The sequence below is a fragment of the Thermocoleostomius sinensis A174 genome (assembly GCF_026802175.1).
Taxonomy (GTDB): domain Bacteria; phylum Cyanobacteriota; class Cyanobacteriia; order Elainellales; family Elainellaceae; genus Thermocoleostomius; species Thermocoleostomius sinensis.
In genome coordinates this window covers 944,517-961,086 of sequence record NZ_CP113797.1, presented here as the reverse complement: position 1 = coordinate 961,086, position 16,570 = coordinate 944,517, and the positions used below count along the sequence as shown (strand labels likewise).

At 48.8% G+C, this 16,570-nt stretch carries 17 protein-coding genes and 2 tRNA genes; 12 read left to right on the top strand and 7 right to left on the bottom strand.

Features of this window, described 5'->3' with window-relative positions; genetic code table 11:
- The first annotated feature begins 222 nt into the window (after window positions 1-222).
- From OXH18_RS04175 to OXH18_RS04150, 6 genes are all read left to right on the top strand, one after another.
- Window positions 223-831: a hypothetical protein gene (locus OXH18_RS04175; RefSeq protein ID WP_268611161.1), complete on the top strand. Its 609-nt coding sequence runs from the start codon at window positions 223-225 to the stop codon at window positions 829-831.
- A 36-nt stretch (window positions 832-867) separates the two neighbouring features.
- Entirely contained in the window at window positions 868-1,179 is a 312-nt protein-coding gene (locus OXH18_RS04170) for a hypothetical protein (protein WP_268611160.1), read from the top strand.
- Window positions 1,166-2,155 (top strand): hypothetical protein, encoded by a 990-nt coding sequence (locus OXH18_RS04165; RefSeq protein ID WP_268611159.1) that lies wholly within the window; start codon window positions 1,166-1,168, stop codon window positions 2,153-2,155. The genes OXH18_RS04170 and OXH18_RS04165 overlap by 14 nt, the downstream gene beginning before the upstream one ends.
- Before the next feature lie 14 nt (window positions 2,156-2,169).
- Window positions 2,170-2,376 (top strand): hypothetical protein, encoded by a 207-nt coding sequence (locus OXH18_RS04160; protein WP_268611158.1) that lies wholly within the window; start codon window positions 2,170-2,172, stop codon window positions 2,374-2,376.
- Between the two features lie 35 nt (window positions 2,377-2,411).
- Window positions 2,412-3,159, top strand: a protein-coding gene (locus OXH18_RS25595) for an IS1 family transposase (protein WP_449369399.1) whose coding sequence is annotated in 2 segments (ribosomal slippage) — window positions 2,412-2,686 and window positions 2,685-3,159 — 750 coding nt in all. Because the reading frame shifts where the segments join, the coding sequence is not laid out codon by codon here.
- Window positions 3,160-3,232: 73 nt separating this feature from the next.
- The gene (locus OXH18_RS04150) at window positions 3,233-3,922 is read left to right on the top strand and encodes a Uma2 family endonuclease (RefSeq protein ID WP_268611157.1); all 690 of its coding nucleotides are present in this window, start codon (window positions 3,233-3,235) and stop codon (window positions 3,920-3,922) included.
- A 54-nt stretch (window positions 3,923-3,976) separates the two neighbouring features.
- Here OXH18_RS04150 and OXH18_RS04145 read toward each other — a convergent pair whose 3' ends face one another.
- The 4 genes from OXH18_RS04145 to OXH18_RS04130 form a co-directional block, all read right to left on the bottom strand.
- Window positions 3,977-4,597, bottom strand: coding sequence for a site-specific integrase (locus OXH18_RS04145; RefSeq protein ID WP_268611156.1), 621 nt, complete (start codon window positions 4,595-4,597; stop codon window positions 3,977-3,979).
- Window positions 4,590-5,168, bottom strand: a complete 579-nt coding sequence (locus OXH18_RS04140) for an Arm DNA-binding domain-containing protein (protein WP_268611155.1) — start codon at window positions 5,166-5,168, stop codon at window positions 4,590-4,592. Before OXH18_RS04140 ends, OXH18_RS04145 begins: the two co-directional genes overlap by 8 nt.
- Before the next feature lie 28 nt (window positions 5,169-5,196).
- Window positions 5,197-5,379 (bottom strand): hypothetical protein, encoded by a 183-nt coding sequence (locus tag OXH18_RS04135; RefSeq protein ID WP_268611154.1) that lies wholly within the window; start codon window positions 5,377-5,379, stop codon window positions 5,197-5,199.
- Window positions 5,350-5,422, bottom strand: a tRNA-Phe gene (locus OXH18_RS04130). The genes OXH18_RS04135 and OXH18_RS04130 overlap by 30 nt, the downstream gene beginning before the upstream one ends.
- A 310-nt stretch (window positions 5,423-5,732) precedes the next feature.
- On the opposite strand from OXH18_RS04130, the gene moeB reads away from it, so the two are divergent.
- Complete coding sequence (gene moeB, locus OXH18_RS04125) at window positions 5,733-6,905, top strand: molybdopterin-synthase adenylyltransferase MoeB (RefSeq protein WP_268611153.1); 1,173 nt, start codon at window positions 5,733-5,735, stop codon at window positions 6,903-6,905.
- A 765-nt stretch (window positions 6,906-7,670) separates the two neighbouring features.
- Window positions 7,671-8,963 carry an HhoA/HhoB/HtrA family serine endopeptidase gene (locus OXH18_RS04120; RefSeq protein WP_268611152.1) on the top strand — a complete coding sequence of 431 codons (1,293 nt, stop codon included), beginning with the start codon at window positions 7,671-7,673 and terminating at the stop codon, window positions 8,961-8,963.
- A gap of 232 nt (window positions 8,964-9,195) precedes the next feature.
- On the opposite strand, the gene OXH18_RS04115 is transcribed toward OXH18_RS04120, so the two are convergent.
- Window positions 9,196-9,681, bottom strand: coding sequence for an FHA domain-containing protein (locus OXH18_RS04115; RefSeq protein ID WP_268611151.1), 486 nt, complete (start codon window positions 9,679-9,681; stop codon window positions 9,196-9,198).
- Window positions 9,682-10,192: 511 nt separating this feature from the next.
- Window positions 10,193-10,265 (bottom strand) — tRNA-Ile (locus tag OXH18_RS04110).
- Window positions 10,266-10,319: 54 nt separating this feature from the next.
- Here OXH18_RS04110 and OXH18_RS04105 point away from each other — a divergent pair.
- From OXH18_RS04105 to OXH18_RS04095, 3 genes are read left to right on the top strand one after another with little or no spacing between them, the layout of a single operon-like run.
- A complete protein-coding gene (locus OXH18_RS04105; RefSeq protein ID WP_268611150.1) occupies window positions 10,320-10,601 on the top strand; it encodes a hypothetical protein in 282 nt (93 codons plus the stop codon).
- A gap of 29 nt (window positions 10,602-10,630) precedes the next feature.
- Window positions 10,631-12,295, top strand: coding sequence for a hemolysin family protein (locus OXH18_RS04100; RefSeq protein ID WP_268611149.1), 1,665 nt, complete (start codon window positions 10,631-10,633; stop codon window positions 12,293-12,295).
- A 41-nt stretch (window positions 12,296-12,336) separates the two neighbouring features.
- Complete coding sequence (locus tag OXH18_RS04095) at window positions 12,337-12,789, top strand: EVE domain-containing protein (RefSeq protein ID WP_268611148.1); 453 nt, start codon at window positions 12,337-12,339, stop codon at window positions 12,787-12,789.
- Between the two features lies 1 nt (window position 12,790).
- On the opposite strand, the gene OXH18_RS04090 is transcribed toward OXH18_RS04095, so the two are convergent.
- On the bottom strand, window positions 12,791-13,507 hold the full coding sequence (locus OXH18_RS04090; protein WP_268611147.1) for a CIA30 family protein: 717 nt from the start codon (window positions 13,505-13,507) through the stop codon (window positions 12,791-12,793).
- Between OXH18_RS04090 and OXH18_RS04085 the strand changes: the two genes are divergently transcribed.
- The gene (locus OXH18_RS04085; protein WP_268611146.1) at window positions 13,490-16,144 is read left to right on the top strand and encodes a M48 family metalloprotease; all 2,655 of its coding nucleotides are present in this window, start codon (window positions 13,490-13,492) and stop codon (window positions 16,142-16,144) included. The two genes, OXH18_RS04090 and OXH18_RS04085, sit on opposite strands and share 18 nt — an antisense overlap.
- Window positions 16,145-16,570: the final 426 nt, after the last annotated feature.

Below are 16,570 nucleotides of genomic sequence, written 5' to 3'. Positions count from 1 at the left end.
ACAATTCTCTACGCTGCTGACCGCCTCAAGAAAGAAAGCTTGTTTGTTTTTGTCGGTTGAGGAATTGAATCGTTACTGCGATTGACTGCGCTCGACCCAGTTCGGGTTAGGTCGTGAGGAGAATTTTCTATACAAGGTTCAATGCAAGGCTACACATTGCTTTGTGTGAATTCGTGTTGATTTTCAACTTGATTGTTGATTTTCGTTTCAGGAATTTTCAATATGATTAATACTCGTTTTTCTCCCAAGCCTTCTAGCAAAGGTAGATATTTTGTTCGATCGCTGTCTCTTCCAGCATTCATGTCATTAGGAATTGGTGGATTATTTCTGGTATTTCAGTTTCCACTGGCACTTCATTTTGCAGTCGCTATCGGTTGTCTTTGCTTGCGCTTTCCAGGTGCTGTTAATCAAGGAATAGCAGCGATTGCTTCTCATCCTTGTTTTCAACGCTTGGGAGGGTATAGAACACTGGGGCTTCTGTTGGGTACACTCCTATTCCTAGACATCACTGCTAACGCCAATCCAGCTCTGGCTCAGATATTCGATACGGCTGAAGACGAGGTAGACACTATCTTCGGGGAATATCTGGACAGTGAGATCATTACCTTCCTATTTGGGCTAATCCGTGTTGTCATTTGGGTGTCTGCTGTGGGCTCTGTCTTCTTTGCCATCTACCAAGCTCAACGGGGAGAACAATGGCAACCCCTGGCTCAAAATGCCTTCATCATTGTAGCGGCTGTTGTCTTGGTAGAGGGATTGAGTGCCTTGTTCTTTGGAGATGGCGCAGGTGGGGGAGCAGGCGGAGGTGCAGGTGGGGGAGCCGGTGGCTAAACTTATGCTTCCGTTCCTTCTCAGGAGCTAGCCATCATGACCCAGCAACATGAGCAATCCTTTCGACTAGTAAATCAAAGCCTGGGACAACAACCCACCCTAGGACCCCTTCCTGCCAACCTACTGGCTCCATCCGGTATCATTCTGGTTCTCGCGTATTTCCTGACTCAAATCCTTTTACATCTGGGCTTTGCGGTGTTCATGGTCGTGAGTGCTTGGGGCATCAGTAGTTGGTGGATTGTGGTGGGAGAGAAAACCTGGAAGTTCACGAACAAGTTTGTTGCTGTCCCAGATTGGAAACGAGGACACGTTCGCTACACCCGCTGTTTGAACCATGATGACAACTAAACCACGGACTGGAAATCAACGCTACCACTTCAAGCCGTTTGAAGACGAAACGCATTTGGAGTGCATTTGTAAACTTGCTCTGCGAGGGCGAAATGTCGGCGCTTACCTGCTCAAACGAGGACAACAATTTAGCTTTGTGTTTGGCTTTAAAGCACCAGGCATTCACACCATGCTCTCCAGAGAACAAGCCGAAGCAACCCTGACACGAATCGAAGCTGGACTGAAAGGCTTTCGTTCAGGCGATCGGCTTCGTATCCATCTACATTCGTTTGCGGATGATGGGGAGCGTCAGCAGGAATTAGAACCGCTAATCAATGCAACTGACAGCTTGGAAACACAATTTTTACTTCTGGCGCAACAGCGTTCCACGCGATCGCTAACCGAAAATAGTGAACGACAAACGAAACAGCTCTACCTCTTTGCGACATACACGATCGAACCGGGTAAAGGAATGAGTTCCGATCGGTTAGAGAAGTTCCTTGCCTGGATGATTGAGCAGTACGACACGCTCAAAGGCATGAAGGAGCGTAAGGAATATGAACACTACCAGCAAATGCTAGAACGCGCGTTCAGTTACGGCTATCTGCATTGGGAGAATTTGATTAATTCCCGTATGGGGCTTCAGGCTTCCCCAATGACGGCTGATGATCTGTGGAATTACTTATGGCAGCAATTTAACACGTTGCATCCCCCTCCTCCTCCTCAATGCTTGGTCTTGCAGGATAACAAGGGTGGTCTCTCCCTGGAAGAAGAGATCCAAGCAGATCTCCATGCCGTTTCAGTGCTGATTCGAGGCGAACACGGTCATCCTTCTCATCCCAAAGCCGATCGCCAATGGGTGCGAGTGCGAGGTAAGTTTGTAGGCGCTTTAGCCCTGGGTCCAAACCCACTGGCTTTGTTTCACCAGAACACCAGCTTTACTACCTCTGGCAAGCGCTTTCAGATGTTCCGGATTGTGAGGTGGTGTGCGAGCTAGCTGCCGCAGACCGGATGATGACCCGGATTACTCTGCAACGACTCACGCGGCAAAATATCACCGCAACGCATCGTGCTACCGAGTTCAAGAACGTTGATGTGGCTTCACAAGTACGAGCCAGGCGTGGCATTGAAGCCCAAGAGAAAATTTTTGAGGGAGCGATGCCAATTTGGATCAGCGTTCTGGCACTGGTGGGTAATGTTCTAGACCTGTGGAACTGAGATAGAGTAGTTTTGCCTCTACCTGCAAATGCTTTATGGTTCAAGAACCTATTTTGTGTCCTGCTTGTAATAGCTCTGATGTGGTCAAACATGGCAAATCTCAGGAGGGCAAACAACGCTACAAGTGTCGTAATCCCCAGTGCTCCCGTAGCACCTTCATTCGACACTATTGCTACCAAGGCTACCTGCCAGAGGTGAAACAACAAATTGTGGACATGGCAGTCAATGGCAGTGGTATCCGGGATACAGCTCGGGTGCTGAAAATTAGCCCGACAACGGTGATCGAGGAATTAAAAAAAATCCCGGCACTTGAAGCAGGTTAACCCAACATTGCTAAAACAAGCATCTCAGTCAAAGGCAATCGAAGTTTTGGTTAAGCGGGTCGATGAAGTCGAGATGGATGAAATGTGGAGCTTTGTGGGCAACAAGAAACAGCAACGCTGGTTGTGGCATGCAATTGACCATAGGACTGGAGAAGTTTTGGCTTATGTATTGGCTCCCCACACCGATGCTGCGCTGGAATCGTTAATGCTGTTGTTGATGCCCTTTGGCATTAAGCGGTTCTACACAGATGGTTGGGGTGGATACACTCGGATATTGGCGGAGAACCAGCATGAGATCGGCAAGCATTACACCCAGAAGATTGAGCGGAAACATCTAACACTACGAACTCGGATTAAACGATTAGCACGTAAAACGATATGTTTTTCGAAGTCGGAGTGGATGCACGACATTGTCATTGGATTATTCGTAAACCGTTATGAATTTGGTCTTTCTATGTAGCACCATCCACAGGTCTAGAACACTACCCAAGTCGGCTAAAGTTGAAATAGGCTGACGGCGATGGAGAAACGGCATGGTGACAACTCCGGCTCAAATTGATGACCTCCAGGTAGACGATCTACAAGGCAAAGTGACCCAGAAGGTGGTGCTAGAAAACGTAAGCTGGCAGACTTATCAGGCATTGCTGGCAGATCTGGGCAATCATCGGGCATCCCGCCTGACTTATGACGAGGGGACGTTGGAAATTAAGATGCCGTCGAAGCTGCATGAAATTATCAATCGGCTGCTGGAACTGATTATTACTGCACTAGTGGAGGAACTGGGGTTGAGTATCAAGGGCTATGGTTCAACGACGCTCGATCGCGAAGATTTGCAGAAGGGCGTGGAGCCAGACTCCTGCTTTTTTATTCAGAATGCCGATCGACTGCAAGGGCTAGATCCGGAACTACCGGAGGATTTGCCTCCAGATTTAGCCGTAGAGGTGGACATCACCAGTTCCTCAACTCGTCGAATGGGCATCTATCAGCAGTTGCAGGTGCCGGAAGTGTGGCGATACACCAAGCAAGGCATCACGATTTCTCGCTGGTCAGGTGGTGGGTATGTGGAGTGCGAGTTTAGCCCCACCTTCCCAATGATTTCGCCAGCGGTTTTAGCAGAGTTTGTGCAGCAACGCCAGACAACCGATGATATTGGCGTAGTACGTTATGTTCGAGCCTGGATTCGGGACTGGCAACAGAATGAAGCCAACTCTAGCGAAACGTGACGTGAATTGTGAAAATGACTTCCAGTTAGGATGCGATCGTCCCTCAACTCATCTCTAAAACTCAGGTACAAACAATTCTCTTGCCTGTCCAGCATAATGCTCATAAATCATTTTAGGACTTGTACCAACCAGCCTGCCTACATCTTTGGCATCCAGCATTTTAATTTTGCCATCAGGCATCGTCACTGCTGTTTCTAAGGCAGCCGTGATAAAGGTGTGCCGAGTCTGGTAAAGCTTGCGGTACTCAATGCCTTCTAACTTTGATAAAACAGCGCGCCATCCCCGATTTGTCAGATTATGAACGTCGATCCAGGTGCCCTTTGGCGATGGAAAAACTTTGGTTTCCCCAGTCGCATGAGCGGGTTTGATCGATGCTAAAAGTGCAGCCAGTCGGTCGTTGGCAGGAAATGCTCGCTTTTTCTGGGTTTTGAGTCCCTTCTTAAAAACCAGCCCTGTTTCGGAATCGACAACTGCCTGTTCAAACCGAATAGAACAACAATCGGCGGAAATATGTTGCCATTGCAGGGCAACGGCTTCGGAAGGTCTACAGCCCGTCATGAATAGGAATTCAATCAGGGGAGCGTAGTATTTGTAGTAGCGATCGGTCTCAAACGCCTGAATAATGCGATCGCGTTCCTCTTTGGTAAAGGGATTGATATCCTCATCTTCACTCAAGCCTTTGGGAGCCTTGATCTTCAATGCTGACGAAAGGATTCGTATCAATTAGCCCATCTTCTACTGCCCAGTTGCAGCAGGCTTTCAAGTAATTCAGGCAGCGTTTTGCCGCATCCAGCGTGAGATTTTCGAGTAGGTAGTCGCGGATCAGCAGAGCGTCGTCCAAAGAACGAGCGGGCAGGCGGTTAATGTGGTTACGGCACTTGATGTAGTCCTTGACATAGGTGCTAGGACTGATCTGGGGCTTCTTAAACTCGCTGTACTTTGCCCACAGTTCATCCAACTGCGGCTTGGCTTTGGTAGTAGGTGTAGTGGGTGTAATTGTACTGAGAGCAGATTGAGGTTTGTACTTTTCGAGGGTGGGATCAATCCGCTCGTAAAGAATATCCTTTTCGATTTCCGCTGCTTTCAATTCAGCCAGTTTTCGATTGGTGGCGATATCAGGTAGTCCCAGCGTTACATAGTGACGCTTGCCGCCATAGCTGAAGCGAAGCTGGAGGCGATCGTGGGTATTGATGATAGAGACAGAACCTTTGGAGGCTCGACCCGTAGGCGTTCTGGAGAACATCATCCTCTCCTTTTCCTAGTGGCTAGTTACGTTATAGCACCTCCACCACTTCCACCAGTTTTCCACCAGTTTTTGCCCCAAAGTCCCCCAAAAGCCCCCAAAAAATTGACCCAAGATCTCCGGTAAAGAAATCTTGGGTAAGCAAAACCCCTACTAGCCGTAGCTTTTCTTGATTTACTTTGAATGCCAGGAGGCGGACTTGAACCGCCGACACGAGGATTTTCAGTCCTCTGCTCTACCGACTGAGCTATCCCGGCATGTCTTTTAACAAGCGCTTATCTAGCATACACTAAACTTAATCTAGAATTCAAGCCCAGACTTAGTCCAGATCAGGTAGATAACACTGAGCCTGTTGCTAAAGAACCTGTTGCTCAAAAAACAGAGTGAACTTAGCAACGCTGTTCAATCAGATTAGCATTGAGAGGGACGCTTGAGTAGAGTATTTTAGTGAAACCTAAAATTTAATAACCTCAAACGTCTCTCACACTGCTCTAATAAGATAGAAGTAAGCCACACTCTCATCCCCTCAAATTTCTCAAACCTTACACGTGGTTAGTCAAGATTGCCATGCTAAATCCCAATCTGGATGAAATCCAGCTTAGTAAAGAAGAATATGAACGCTATTCCCGTCACCTGATCCTGCCAGAGGTTGGTTTAGATGGACAAAAGCGCTTAAAAGCCGCAAGCGTTTTGTGTATTGGAACAGGAGGACTAGGTTCTCCGTTGTTGCTCTACCTAGCCGCTGCTGGAATTGGGCGTATTGGGATCGTAGACTTCGACGTAGTGGACTACTCTAATTTACAGCGACAGGTGATTCACGGCACGTCATGGGTGGGGAAACCTAAGATTCAGTCCGCCAAAGATCGCATCTTGGAAATTAATCCCTATTGCCAGGTGGATTTGTATGAAACTCGGCTTTCATCAGAGAATGCCCTTAGCATTCTTGAGCCTTATGATGTGGTCGCCGATGGTACAGATAACTTTCCAACTCGCTATTTGGTTAATGACGCCTGTGTGCTGTTGAATAAACCGAATGTCTATGGCTCCATTTTTCGGTTTGAGGGACAAGCAACAGTGTTTAACTATGAAGGTGGACCCAATTACCGCGATCTCTATCCAGAACCACCTCCGCCTGGTTTAGTGCCATCTTGTGCTGAAGGAGGCGTATTGGGAATTTTGCCAGGGATCATTGGGGTAATTCAAGCCACTGAGACGGTGAAGATTATTCTAGGACAAGGGCAAACGTTGAGCGGTCGGCTGTTGCTTTATAATGCCCTGAATATGACGTTTCGCGAACTCAAGCTGCGTCCTAATCCAGTGCGTCCGGTGATTGAAAAGCTGGTTGATTATGAAGAATTTTGTGGAATTCCGCAAGCAAAAGCCGCTGAAGCCCAACAACAAGCTGCCATGGAAGAAATTACAGTTCAAGAACTCAAGCAAATTTTAGATAGTAGGGCTGAGGATTACGTCGTTGTAGATGTTCGGAACCCGAACGAGTATGAAATTGCCCAGATTCCAGGCACAGTGTTGGTGCCACTACCAGAGATTGAAAATGGTGACGGAATTGCCAAAATCAAAGAACTGCTGAATGGGCACAAACTCATTGTGCATTGCAAAATGGGAGGCCGATCGGCAAAAGCAATTTCTCTCCTCAAAGAGGCTGGTGTAGATGGCATCAACGTCAAGGGTGGAATCAATGCTTGGAGCCAGGAGGTTGATCCCTCAGTGCCGCAGTACTAGTTAAATCTTGTCAGTGATCAATTTCATTGAACGGGTGAAGGAACACAGTGAAAACCTACTCGTGGGTTCCTTTACCCGTGCCAAAGTGTGTAAAGCTTAGTTAAGGCATGATTAGCGATAAGGTTTGTGGTAAAGCTCGATCGTCCTTTGTTGTTCGTACCTGAGACAAGCCCAGGTTAAACTGGGGTCGATTGACGAGCGTTTAAAATGGGAAAGAGGAACAGTCGCAGAAAGGAAAACCATTCGGACTTCCTAAAGCTTGTTTGCGAACTGCTCCTCCGCAGCATTCATTCACCTGTGATTTCAAGATATCAACCGGGTTTGTCAATGCTGTTTTCTTGAGATGAACTTTCAGTGACAAAAAGGTGGGGCGATCGGGAGTAGGAAATACACAGTCGTAAAGCGCTATTTTATCACCCAGGAATTTCATAATACTGTGACGAGACTGTCACTAAGGCGCCATATCGGTTAGCTATTCTAAAAATCGTATTTCCTAATTGTATTTATAGATATCGACGTAGCAGTGGGCACAGTACTCAAAGATGTAAGACTACTATTGAGGAAAGGTGACAATGAATGAGGCTACACGAAAGTAGACAACTGTAAGTAGGTGATAGTCGTATAGATTCTTTTTTTCTCACCATACGTTAATTACTAGTGGTTTTCTGCCGAGTTCCGAATAGTTGCTTTGTTGTATTGTTGCTTTGATTGCTGCTTCAGCTTTTTCCATAGTTTTATAATTCTTGGAGACAAGGATAGCTGCGTATGAAGACCAATCCCCGTTCTACCTATGATTCGTTTTCAGACGGTGAGTTCAATCGAAGTGAGTCGAGACGCCCCGCTTCGGCTAGCCGAATGAAACAAACCTTGACCTATTTATCCTTACTGCTACTGGGTGCAGGTGGGGTGGTAGTGGGCGATCGTCTTCTCAATGCTCAATCTGCTCCGCCGCCTCAGCAATCTACCCTAGCATCCCCCATTGCTCCACAACAAACAGCCGTCCGCACCGAGGTTCCCAACAATCGCTCGAGTGCAGCTGTGCCCCAAAATTCAAACTTCATTGCAGACGCGGCTCAACGAGTAGGGCCGGCCGTAGTACGTATTGATTCGCAGCGTACAGTTTTAAGACGTGGCCCTAGTGTGCAAGATCCCTTTGGTCGCTTCTTTGGCGATAGCCTTCCCCCTTCCTCGCGGGTACAGGAAGGAACCGGATCTGGCTTTATTATCGATGCCAACGGCATTATTCTCACCAATGCTCACGTGGTTGACGGGGCCGATCGGGTGACGGTCGTGCTCACCGATGGGCGTCGCTTTGATGGTGAAGTTCTTGGGCAAGACATTCTCACCGATGTGGCGGTTGTCAAAATTGAGGCGACCGATCTACCCACTGTGCCAATAGGAGATTCTGAGCAGTTGCAGCCGGGAGAATGGGCCATTGCGATTGGTAACCCTCTGGGACTAGATAATACTGTCACAGTGGGGATTGTCAGCGCCACTGGACGCTCGAGTGCCGATATTGGGGTTAGCGATCGCCGAGTAGGCTTCATTCAAACCGACGCTGCCATCAATCCGGGCAATTCGGGTGGGCCGTTGCTGAACCAGCAAGGGGAAGTAATTGGCATGAATACGGCCATTATTAGCGGCGCTCAAGGGCTAGGGTTTGCGGTTCCCATCAACACTGTGCAGCGCATTGCCGATCAATTGGTTGCCAACGGTCGAGTGGATCACCCGTATTTAGGGGTAGAAATGATGCCACTGACGCCAGAACTGAAAGAGCAAATTAATGCTGATCCGAGTACGGATTTTACCGTAACGGACGATGAGGGCGTTTTAATTGTACGGGTGGCGGAAGGGTCTCCAGCTGCCAGTGCCGGACTCCGCGCTGGAGATATTCTCCTCAGGATTGGAGATCAAACTGTGACGGATGTGGGTACGGTTCAAGCAACCGTAGAGCGTAGTCAAATTGGTCAAGACTTGCCGATCGAAGTTCGCCGTAATGGTGAGACCCTACGTCTATCAGTTGCGCCGGGAGTCTTGCCAACACAAGCACAACGTTAGCGACCGATCGTTGCAAGATTTGTTAACCTACACAAGCTTGTTGCATCTACCGGGTGCATTGCCGGTTCGCTCCATACAAGACGAATACAGGTGAGGGGAGAAGGTGCACACTCATGCTAATCCCCTCTTTATTTCCTCTTTGTAAAGAGAAAATAAGAGATTGTGTGTTTATTAGAAATTGCCGTTGAAATTACCGTTGCAAGGATTACGCTTGGGTCTCCTGCCATTCATTCTACAAATCGTAGGGACGCGGACTAGGGGCAGGACGAGTTGGGCGAGACGATTCGTTCCCATCGGCGTCTTCCGGATCATCAACCATATTGGGGCTAATCAATGTGATGTCATATTCGTCTGGAGGCACGGTTGTAATGGCATCTCGCTTTAGCAAATAGTAAATGGCTTGAACTTGCGGTCCAAAAACAATTTTGTCTTGGTCTTGCAAATCATGAGCTTGTAACTTGCGACCATTAATTAAAAGCCCATTGGCACTGGGTTTTCCCTTTAGGTTGCCATCCACAATCCGATAGTAGAAGCTTCCGTCTTCGTTGGGAAGCTGCACTAGGGTAGCATGGCGACGAGAGACAAACTGAGATACAAGCCGGATATCGCATTTGGGGTCTCTACCAATGGAATAGACTGGGCTATCCAGGGTATATTCCCGCCGTCCCTTATCATCCTCAATGATCAGTAGGTGGCTTTGATGCGGTGCTGAAGTCATCGGGCTGGGATTACTGGGATTACTAGAACTGGAGGTTGCTATCAAGGAGTTTAATATCAAGATTAATGAACTTTTTACAGAGTGAAAGGTAGGCTGGTTTTTTCTTTGACCTATCCTAGCTTTCAAAGTTCCATTTTGGGAAATGGCTTTGACATTCTTGATTTTGACCTTCTTGATAAGAATTTAGGCGGAAAAACCAGGAGAAACAACGTGGATCAGTGGGGATGAAGATAGTATTTCTACTGTCTTGGCTCATGACTGTGTTCCAAAATTCTCCAATTGCTTCTCCAACTAAACTTTTTACAGTTTAGTCACAGTTTAGGTCAGATCTCTAGTCTAGCCGCGCTCCCATACCAGAGTCCATGTATTCATTAATTTTCCTTAAGCGAGAAAAGTATCTAGCTTCCATTGCTCGATCGCGCTTTCCCGGAAAGAGTACCACTGTGGCTGCAAAATGCTAGTATCTAGCCTACTAGCAGTGTTTCAGACCGCAATGTTCAACAGGGAAAAGTCCAGGGTGCAGGAGTTGAACCTGCCTAAGGCGAATTATGAGTTCGCTGCCTAAACCGCTCGGCCAACCCTGGTAGTTCTAATTGCTAGGCTCCTATTGTATCTTGAGGCAGTACCAATCCGCAGCTATGAGAGTAAACTCAACCGTTGCTTTAACCTTAGTGTTGTTAACCCTGATGATGGGTGCTGGCTTGGCAAGCGCCATCTGGGGGTACAGTCTGGGGCGCGATTCTCTTAAAGGCGTGACCCAGCCGAATACACGACCGATTAACAATTCTGATGGCGATGAAAATCATCTTCGTCGCGAGGAATTGGTTTTTCTAAAAGAAGAAGATATTTTGGCAAATGTGAAAGCTCAAATTGAAGGGGGCGGTGTGCCTCCAGCAGATGTGGCTCCAGTTAGTCCTTAAATGGATTTGCCAATTATTGTTGCTCGTAGATGATTTCCCTTGCCATTGGTGTTCTGGCGGTTGTTCCTGTGCCTCTATTGTCGGGGTCAGATGTTTTCCTACGGCTGCTGGCGGTCTTAGTTTTGATTGCTATTAATGCGTTCTTTGTGGCGGCTGAATTTTCGATCGTTTCTGTGCGGCGATCGCGGATTGCTCAACTGGTATCGGCAGGTGATGTGCAGGCAAAAACAGTGCAAGATCTTCAGCGCGGTCTCGATCGGCTGTTGTCTACCACGCAACTTGGCATTACGCTGTCAAGCCTGGCACTGGGCTGGATTGGAGAAGGCACGATGGCGGTGCTGCTGGCGGTAGTTTTGTCGCGGCTACCCTTATCGGCAACCAATCAGCAGTTTGCTGCCCACTCGCTGGCCATTCCGCTGGCCTTTGTGCTAATTGCCTATTTACAAATTGTGTTAGGAGAACTTTGCCCTAAGTCGATGGCATTGCTGTATCCTGAGCAACTAGCCAGAATCTTGGGAGCGCCCAGTCTGGCGATCGCCCGTTTATTCAATCCGCTGATTTGGATTCTTAATCAATCAACTCGGCTATTATTACGATTGGTGGGTGTGCAGTATACCGGTCAGGGGTGGGCCCACCGAGTGACCCCTGAAGAACTGCAACTGATTATTAGCACCTCCGCAGAAACCCCTGGTTTAGAAGATGAAAAGCGCGAATTACTGACGAATGTGTTTGAGTTTGCTGAGGTGTCGGCTGGTGAGGTGATGGTGCCGCGCACAAGCATTGTGGCCATTTCCGGGGAGGCTACCTTTCAGGATTTACTGCATGAGGTTGTTAGTTCAGGCCATTCGCGTTATCCGGTCATGGGCGAATCGTTAGATGATATTCAAGGCATTATTCACTTCAAGGAGTTAGCAGAACCCGTCGTACAAGAGCAACTGAAGTTGGATAGCTCCATCTTGCCCTGGGTGCGACCCGCTCAGTTTGTTTCTGAAACGGTGCCGTTAGATGAATTACTGCGGCTAATGCGGCGATCGGGGCAGGCAATGGTGGTAGTGGTAGACGAGTATGGAGGCACTGCTGGACTTGTCACGCTCCAGGATCTGGTTGCAGAAATTATTGGCGACACGCGGGAATCTGAAGGAGACGACGAAGAACCTACACTGCAAATTTTGGACGAGCGCACGTTTCTGGTGCAAGCGCAGACAGACTTGGAAGAAGTCAATGAACTACTAGATTTAGAGTTGCCTTTGGCAGAGGACTATCAAACGTTGGGCGGCTTCTTAATTTACCAGATGCAAAAGATTCCAACGGAAGGGGAACAAATGCGCTATGCCAGCTATGAAATGACAGTGGAATCGGCCGATGGCCCTCGATTAGAGCGGATTTTGATTCGCCGTTTAGAGGACATAGGAGAAGCAGGTAGTGGAATGGCGGATGATGATCTGCTGGGCTATATGGATTCAGACTCGATAGCTGACCCTTGGTCATCTGAGGTCGAGGAGGATTTGTTGTCGGATGCGTTCGGAAGCGGAACCCACCGCGATCGTCCCCGCGATCGATCGATCGATCCAACAGATGAAGAGGATCTGCAATCCTTCGATGCCATTGAGTGGGATGGGGAGTCGCCTTCGCCTGAATCTGCTTCTTCCGATCCCTGGCTGCCCAACAATCACAATTCTTCAAACTCGCATTAGTTTACTTGTTGGTTTGCTTGTTGTTTTTTAGTCTCCATCCAATGAATTATTGGCTGATGAAGTCGGAACCAAGCGTCTATAGCATTGCTGATTTGGCTCGCGATAAACACACAATTTGGGATGGTGTTCGCAATTATCAGGCGCGCAATTTCCTGCGATCGATGGCTGTAGGCGATCAAGCGTTTTTTTATCATTCCAACACCAAACCGCCGGCCATTGTGGGATTAATGCAGATCAGTGAGGCTAACCTCGACGATCCCACCCAATTTGATCCGAAAAGCAAGTATTACGACGCGAAATCTACACCAGATCATCCTCGTTGGCAAACCGTGAAGGTGAAATTTGTGCAGGAATTTCCAACACCGATTTCGCTGGACGTACTACGGCAAAGCTTCACTCCAGAACAACTGTGGGTTGTGCGGCCAGGCAACCGTCTGTCGGTGATGCCCGTTGCAGAAGCGGTGGCGAGGCAAATTCTGAACCTGCTCTCCTGACTCAGCCTGAGTAAGCCTGAATCGATTCGATTTGTAGTTGAAAGAAGCCCGGTTCAAAGTGAGGGTTCAAGCCACCGTCATATTCAAATTTGCTGAGCATCAACTGCATGGCGTGAATACGGCTAGGGTCGAGAGGAGCATTGTTGACCGTTTTCGCGCGAAAAACTGGAACAAAGGCTGTAAAGGGAATTTGTACCGTTATCCAGGTATCTGGTGTGGTATCGAAAGAATAACAGTGTGCTATTCCATCCCAGCGGGTTTCAGTGCGCAGCATAAACTTGTAGCGGTTGCCGTCTCCTTTGACGCGTAGTTCAATGCCGGCAAATCCAGATAGATCGATTGGTGGTTCAAAGTTGCGTGTGCGTACCGAAGCGAATCCGCCCGAATTCGCTGTAGACACTGTGCCAGAGAAAAAAGCCCCAGCCGCTCCTAGTTGCAGCCCACTTTGGCTAACCCCCCCCATCACCACATCATCGAGTGCCCCCCAAACTTCGCCTAAGTCGCTACTGGGTTGGGTGAAATCAAAAATCAGCTTGTGAGTAGGCATAGAGGAATTTGACTTCGATAAAGCAGTGCTGTCTACGCTGGGATGGGCACGACTGCCAAGCCACTGTTGGAACCAGTCTAGATCGCTGAGAAAGGGAATTGCACCAAAGTAGGACAAGGTTTTGACAAATCTGCCTAGATCCCACTGTGTCGATTGCTGATTTGTCGCCATTCGGTTCACCTAAGTTGCGTCACTATCTTTATCCTAGAAAATTCCCGATCGTCTGGGGTTGAACCTGCGAAAGATTTCAGCGGTATTGAAACCAGCCAACGCGGGTACTCTACCGATTGGACAGGAGTTCAACCACGCCTCAGACGCCTCATGAGTAATTTTGCTGACCCCACTGCCGATCGAACCCCGACTGAATTAAGCACGGCGGTCCTCCACGCTGGATTGGTAGCCCTTCAGGACAAAAACTACCAAACTGCGATCGAGAACTTGCAGAGGGTTGAGCGGATGACCCTTGATCCAGCCCAGCGGCTCAAAGCGCAGATGGGATTGATCAAAGCCTATGGGATTACCGGGCAACTCGATCGCGCTAAAGCTCAGTGTCATCCATTGTGTCACCATCCACAGCCGCAAATCCAAACATGGGCCAAACGAACGCTAGTGCAGCTACAGCGATTGGAACGGCGATTGCAACCGCCATCTGTGCCAGCAACGGCTGGTTCTAACGATTCCAGCCAATTAGACAAATTAGATCAATTAGATAAAGATCGATTAGATAAGACGGGCTTCATTCCATTGGCAGCGGTTCCCAAGCAACCCAACCCTGCATGTTCTGCTATTTCGCCTCTTAAGAAGAAGCCATCTACTCCACCCACCGAGCTTAATGTCAACCGGGAAACGAGGATTCAGCGATTGTCCCCCTCTTATGCAATTGAATCGGATGTGATTTCAGAGGCCATTGAAGAATTGGTGGCTGAGGAATCAGACGAAGAAATCATTGCTGCACTATTGACCTATACCAATACAGATTCACCGATGCCAACTGCTTCGGTCGAGCGAAGTCAGTCTCATGTAACGACAGCCCCGCCTTCAACCAGCTTGCAATGGCGGCAGGCAGGACGACGACAACCAAAGCGCTTAGCTCCTCAACCAACTTGGCCCCTGTGGGGCTTACAAGGTTTAACGGTACTGCTGTTGATTTGGGTCCTGCAAACCCTACTAACGATCGCCCAAACGACAATTAATGGGCTAATCTTTTTCTTTGCTTGGATTCCCTTTGTCCGATCGCTCTATGTCGAAGTTGATTCTACCGGGGTGGCGGTGCTGACAGTTGGCATTTTGTTTAGCGTATCGCCTTGGTTGTTCGATCGAATTTTGCAGCGCTGCTATCGGCTCAAACCGTTGAGTTTGCAAGAACTGGCAATCCATAGCCCAGAGTCGGCCCGTTTGTTTCAGCGTCGCTGCTCACCCCAAATCATGCCTAGATTAGGAATTTTGCCAACTACAGCCCCCCTAATTTTCAGCTATGGACATCTACCCCGCTATAGGCGCATTGCGATCAGTCGAGGTCTCTTGCAGCAACTCAGCGACGATGAAATTGCTACGATGTGTGCCGCCGAACTTGAGCCAATAGACACCTGGAGCATTAGCGTGCTCTCTGGGCTGGTTTTAGTGGCGCAACTCCCCTACTGGATGTATTCAACAGTGGCTATATGGGGCGATCGCCAATCCGATCGGGTCTTGCAATCAATGGCGGTGCTGGTCTCGTCAATTGGGTATGGGGCGTACTGGTGCTGCGCGTGGGCAGGACGGTGGCTATCGCAGAGACGGCAATACTACGGCGATCGCTGGGCCACCGAGCGAACGGGTAATCCCAATGGGCGCATTCGTGCTTTATTAAAAATCACAATTGGCATGGCCGAAGCCCTACAACACCAAGGACAGACCCCTGCTGTACTGGAAAGTTTTGCCTTGCTATTACCCGTGGATGCACGAGCAGCGACTAGCGTGGGCAGTGTTTATTCTCGATCGCCGACTGCTAGCCTGTTCGGCTGGGATTGCTTGCACCCGTATCGTCGTTGGTTTGCTGTTTGGCACAGTCATCCGTTGCTGGGCGATCGACTGAAGCAGTTAGCTGGGTATGCCAACCGCTGGCAGCTAGCTTCGGAATTTGATCCTCCAACCTCCTCTGCTCCTCGTTCTCCATCTGTTCAAACCATGCTGTTGCAAATGGCTCCGTTGGTGGGTAGCGCGGTCGGGCTTGGGATCAGCTTACTGCTAGGTGCAGTTGGCTGGATTTCCTATCAAGCAAATTGGATTAGCCTAGATTGGCTGTGGCTGGAGCGCGGTTCTTTGTGGCAGGGGTGGCTGGGGCTAGGGTTTGGGGTAGGGTTGCTACTGTCGATTAATCCCCATTTTCCAACTATTCATCGATCGGCGTGCTTGGCTGATCCGGCGCTAGAGACGTTATTGCGTCAGGCTGATGCGCTGCCAATTGACAGTATGCCTGTGCGAATACAGGGAACATTGCTGGGGCGACGTGGTTTTCAAAATCGCCTGTATCAAGATCTACTGCTGCAAACAACAACCGGATTGATTCGGCTGCACTTCACCTCCAGAACCGGATTCGTGGGCAGCATAGTCTCGCAAGCACCACGTCCCACCGAGTTGCTCAAACTCCACGACTCTGTCATCGTAACGGGTTGGTTCCGTCGTGGCGCACAGGTTTGGATCGATGTGGACACGATTCAGACAAAACAGGGCGCTGTGTTTCGCAGCGGCTCTCCGATTCTGCTGACTTTGGTGGCGAGCGGCGCGGCACTAGGGGGGGTACACATTATTTTGAACGGCGGTTGGTAAGCAACTTCTAATGGCTATGACGAAGCGATGCCCGACGATCGCAACGCAACTTGATTAAGTCACTCAGAGTCCATCGCTGAGGCAGATCCGCTGCCAGACGTGAATGTGATAATTCTTCACATATTTCTGGCTAGATGCGTCCATATTTGTCAAGAAATAGGGATGTCAGGTCTGAATAGAGGGGCAGGGGTTGCCATCCTTGCACTGTCAACTGAATCATTCAAGTCAGTCATTTACAGCTTCATCCAGTTATGGTTTCTCGGCGTGATGGTATTAAGCCTCCGGTTAACTGAATCGATCGTCCCCCACGCGATCGCATTCAACCTTCAGCAATGGGTCAATGAGTCAAGGTTTAAATTTTGCGTGACAAAAATTCGTGGGCAAGGACTATGATTAAGCGATTTGTTCTGGTGGTGTGAGGTATAG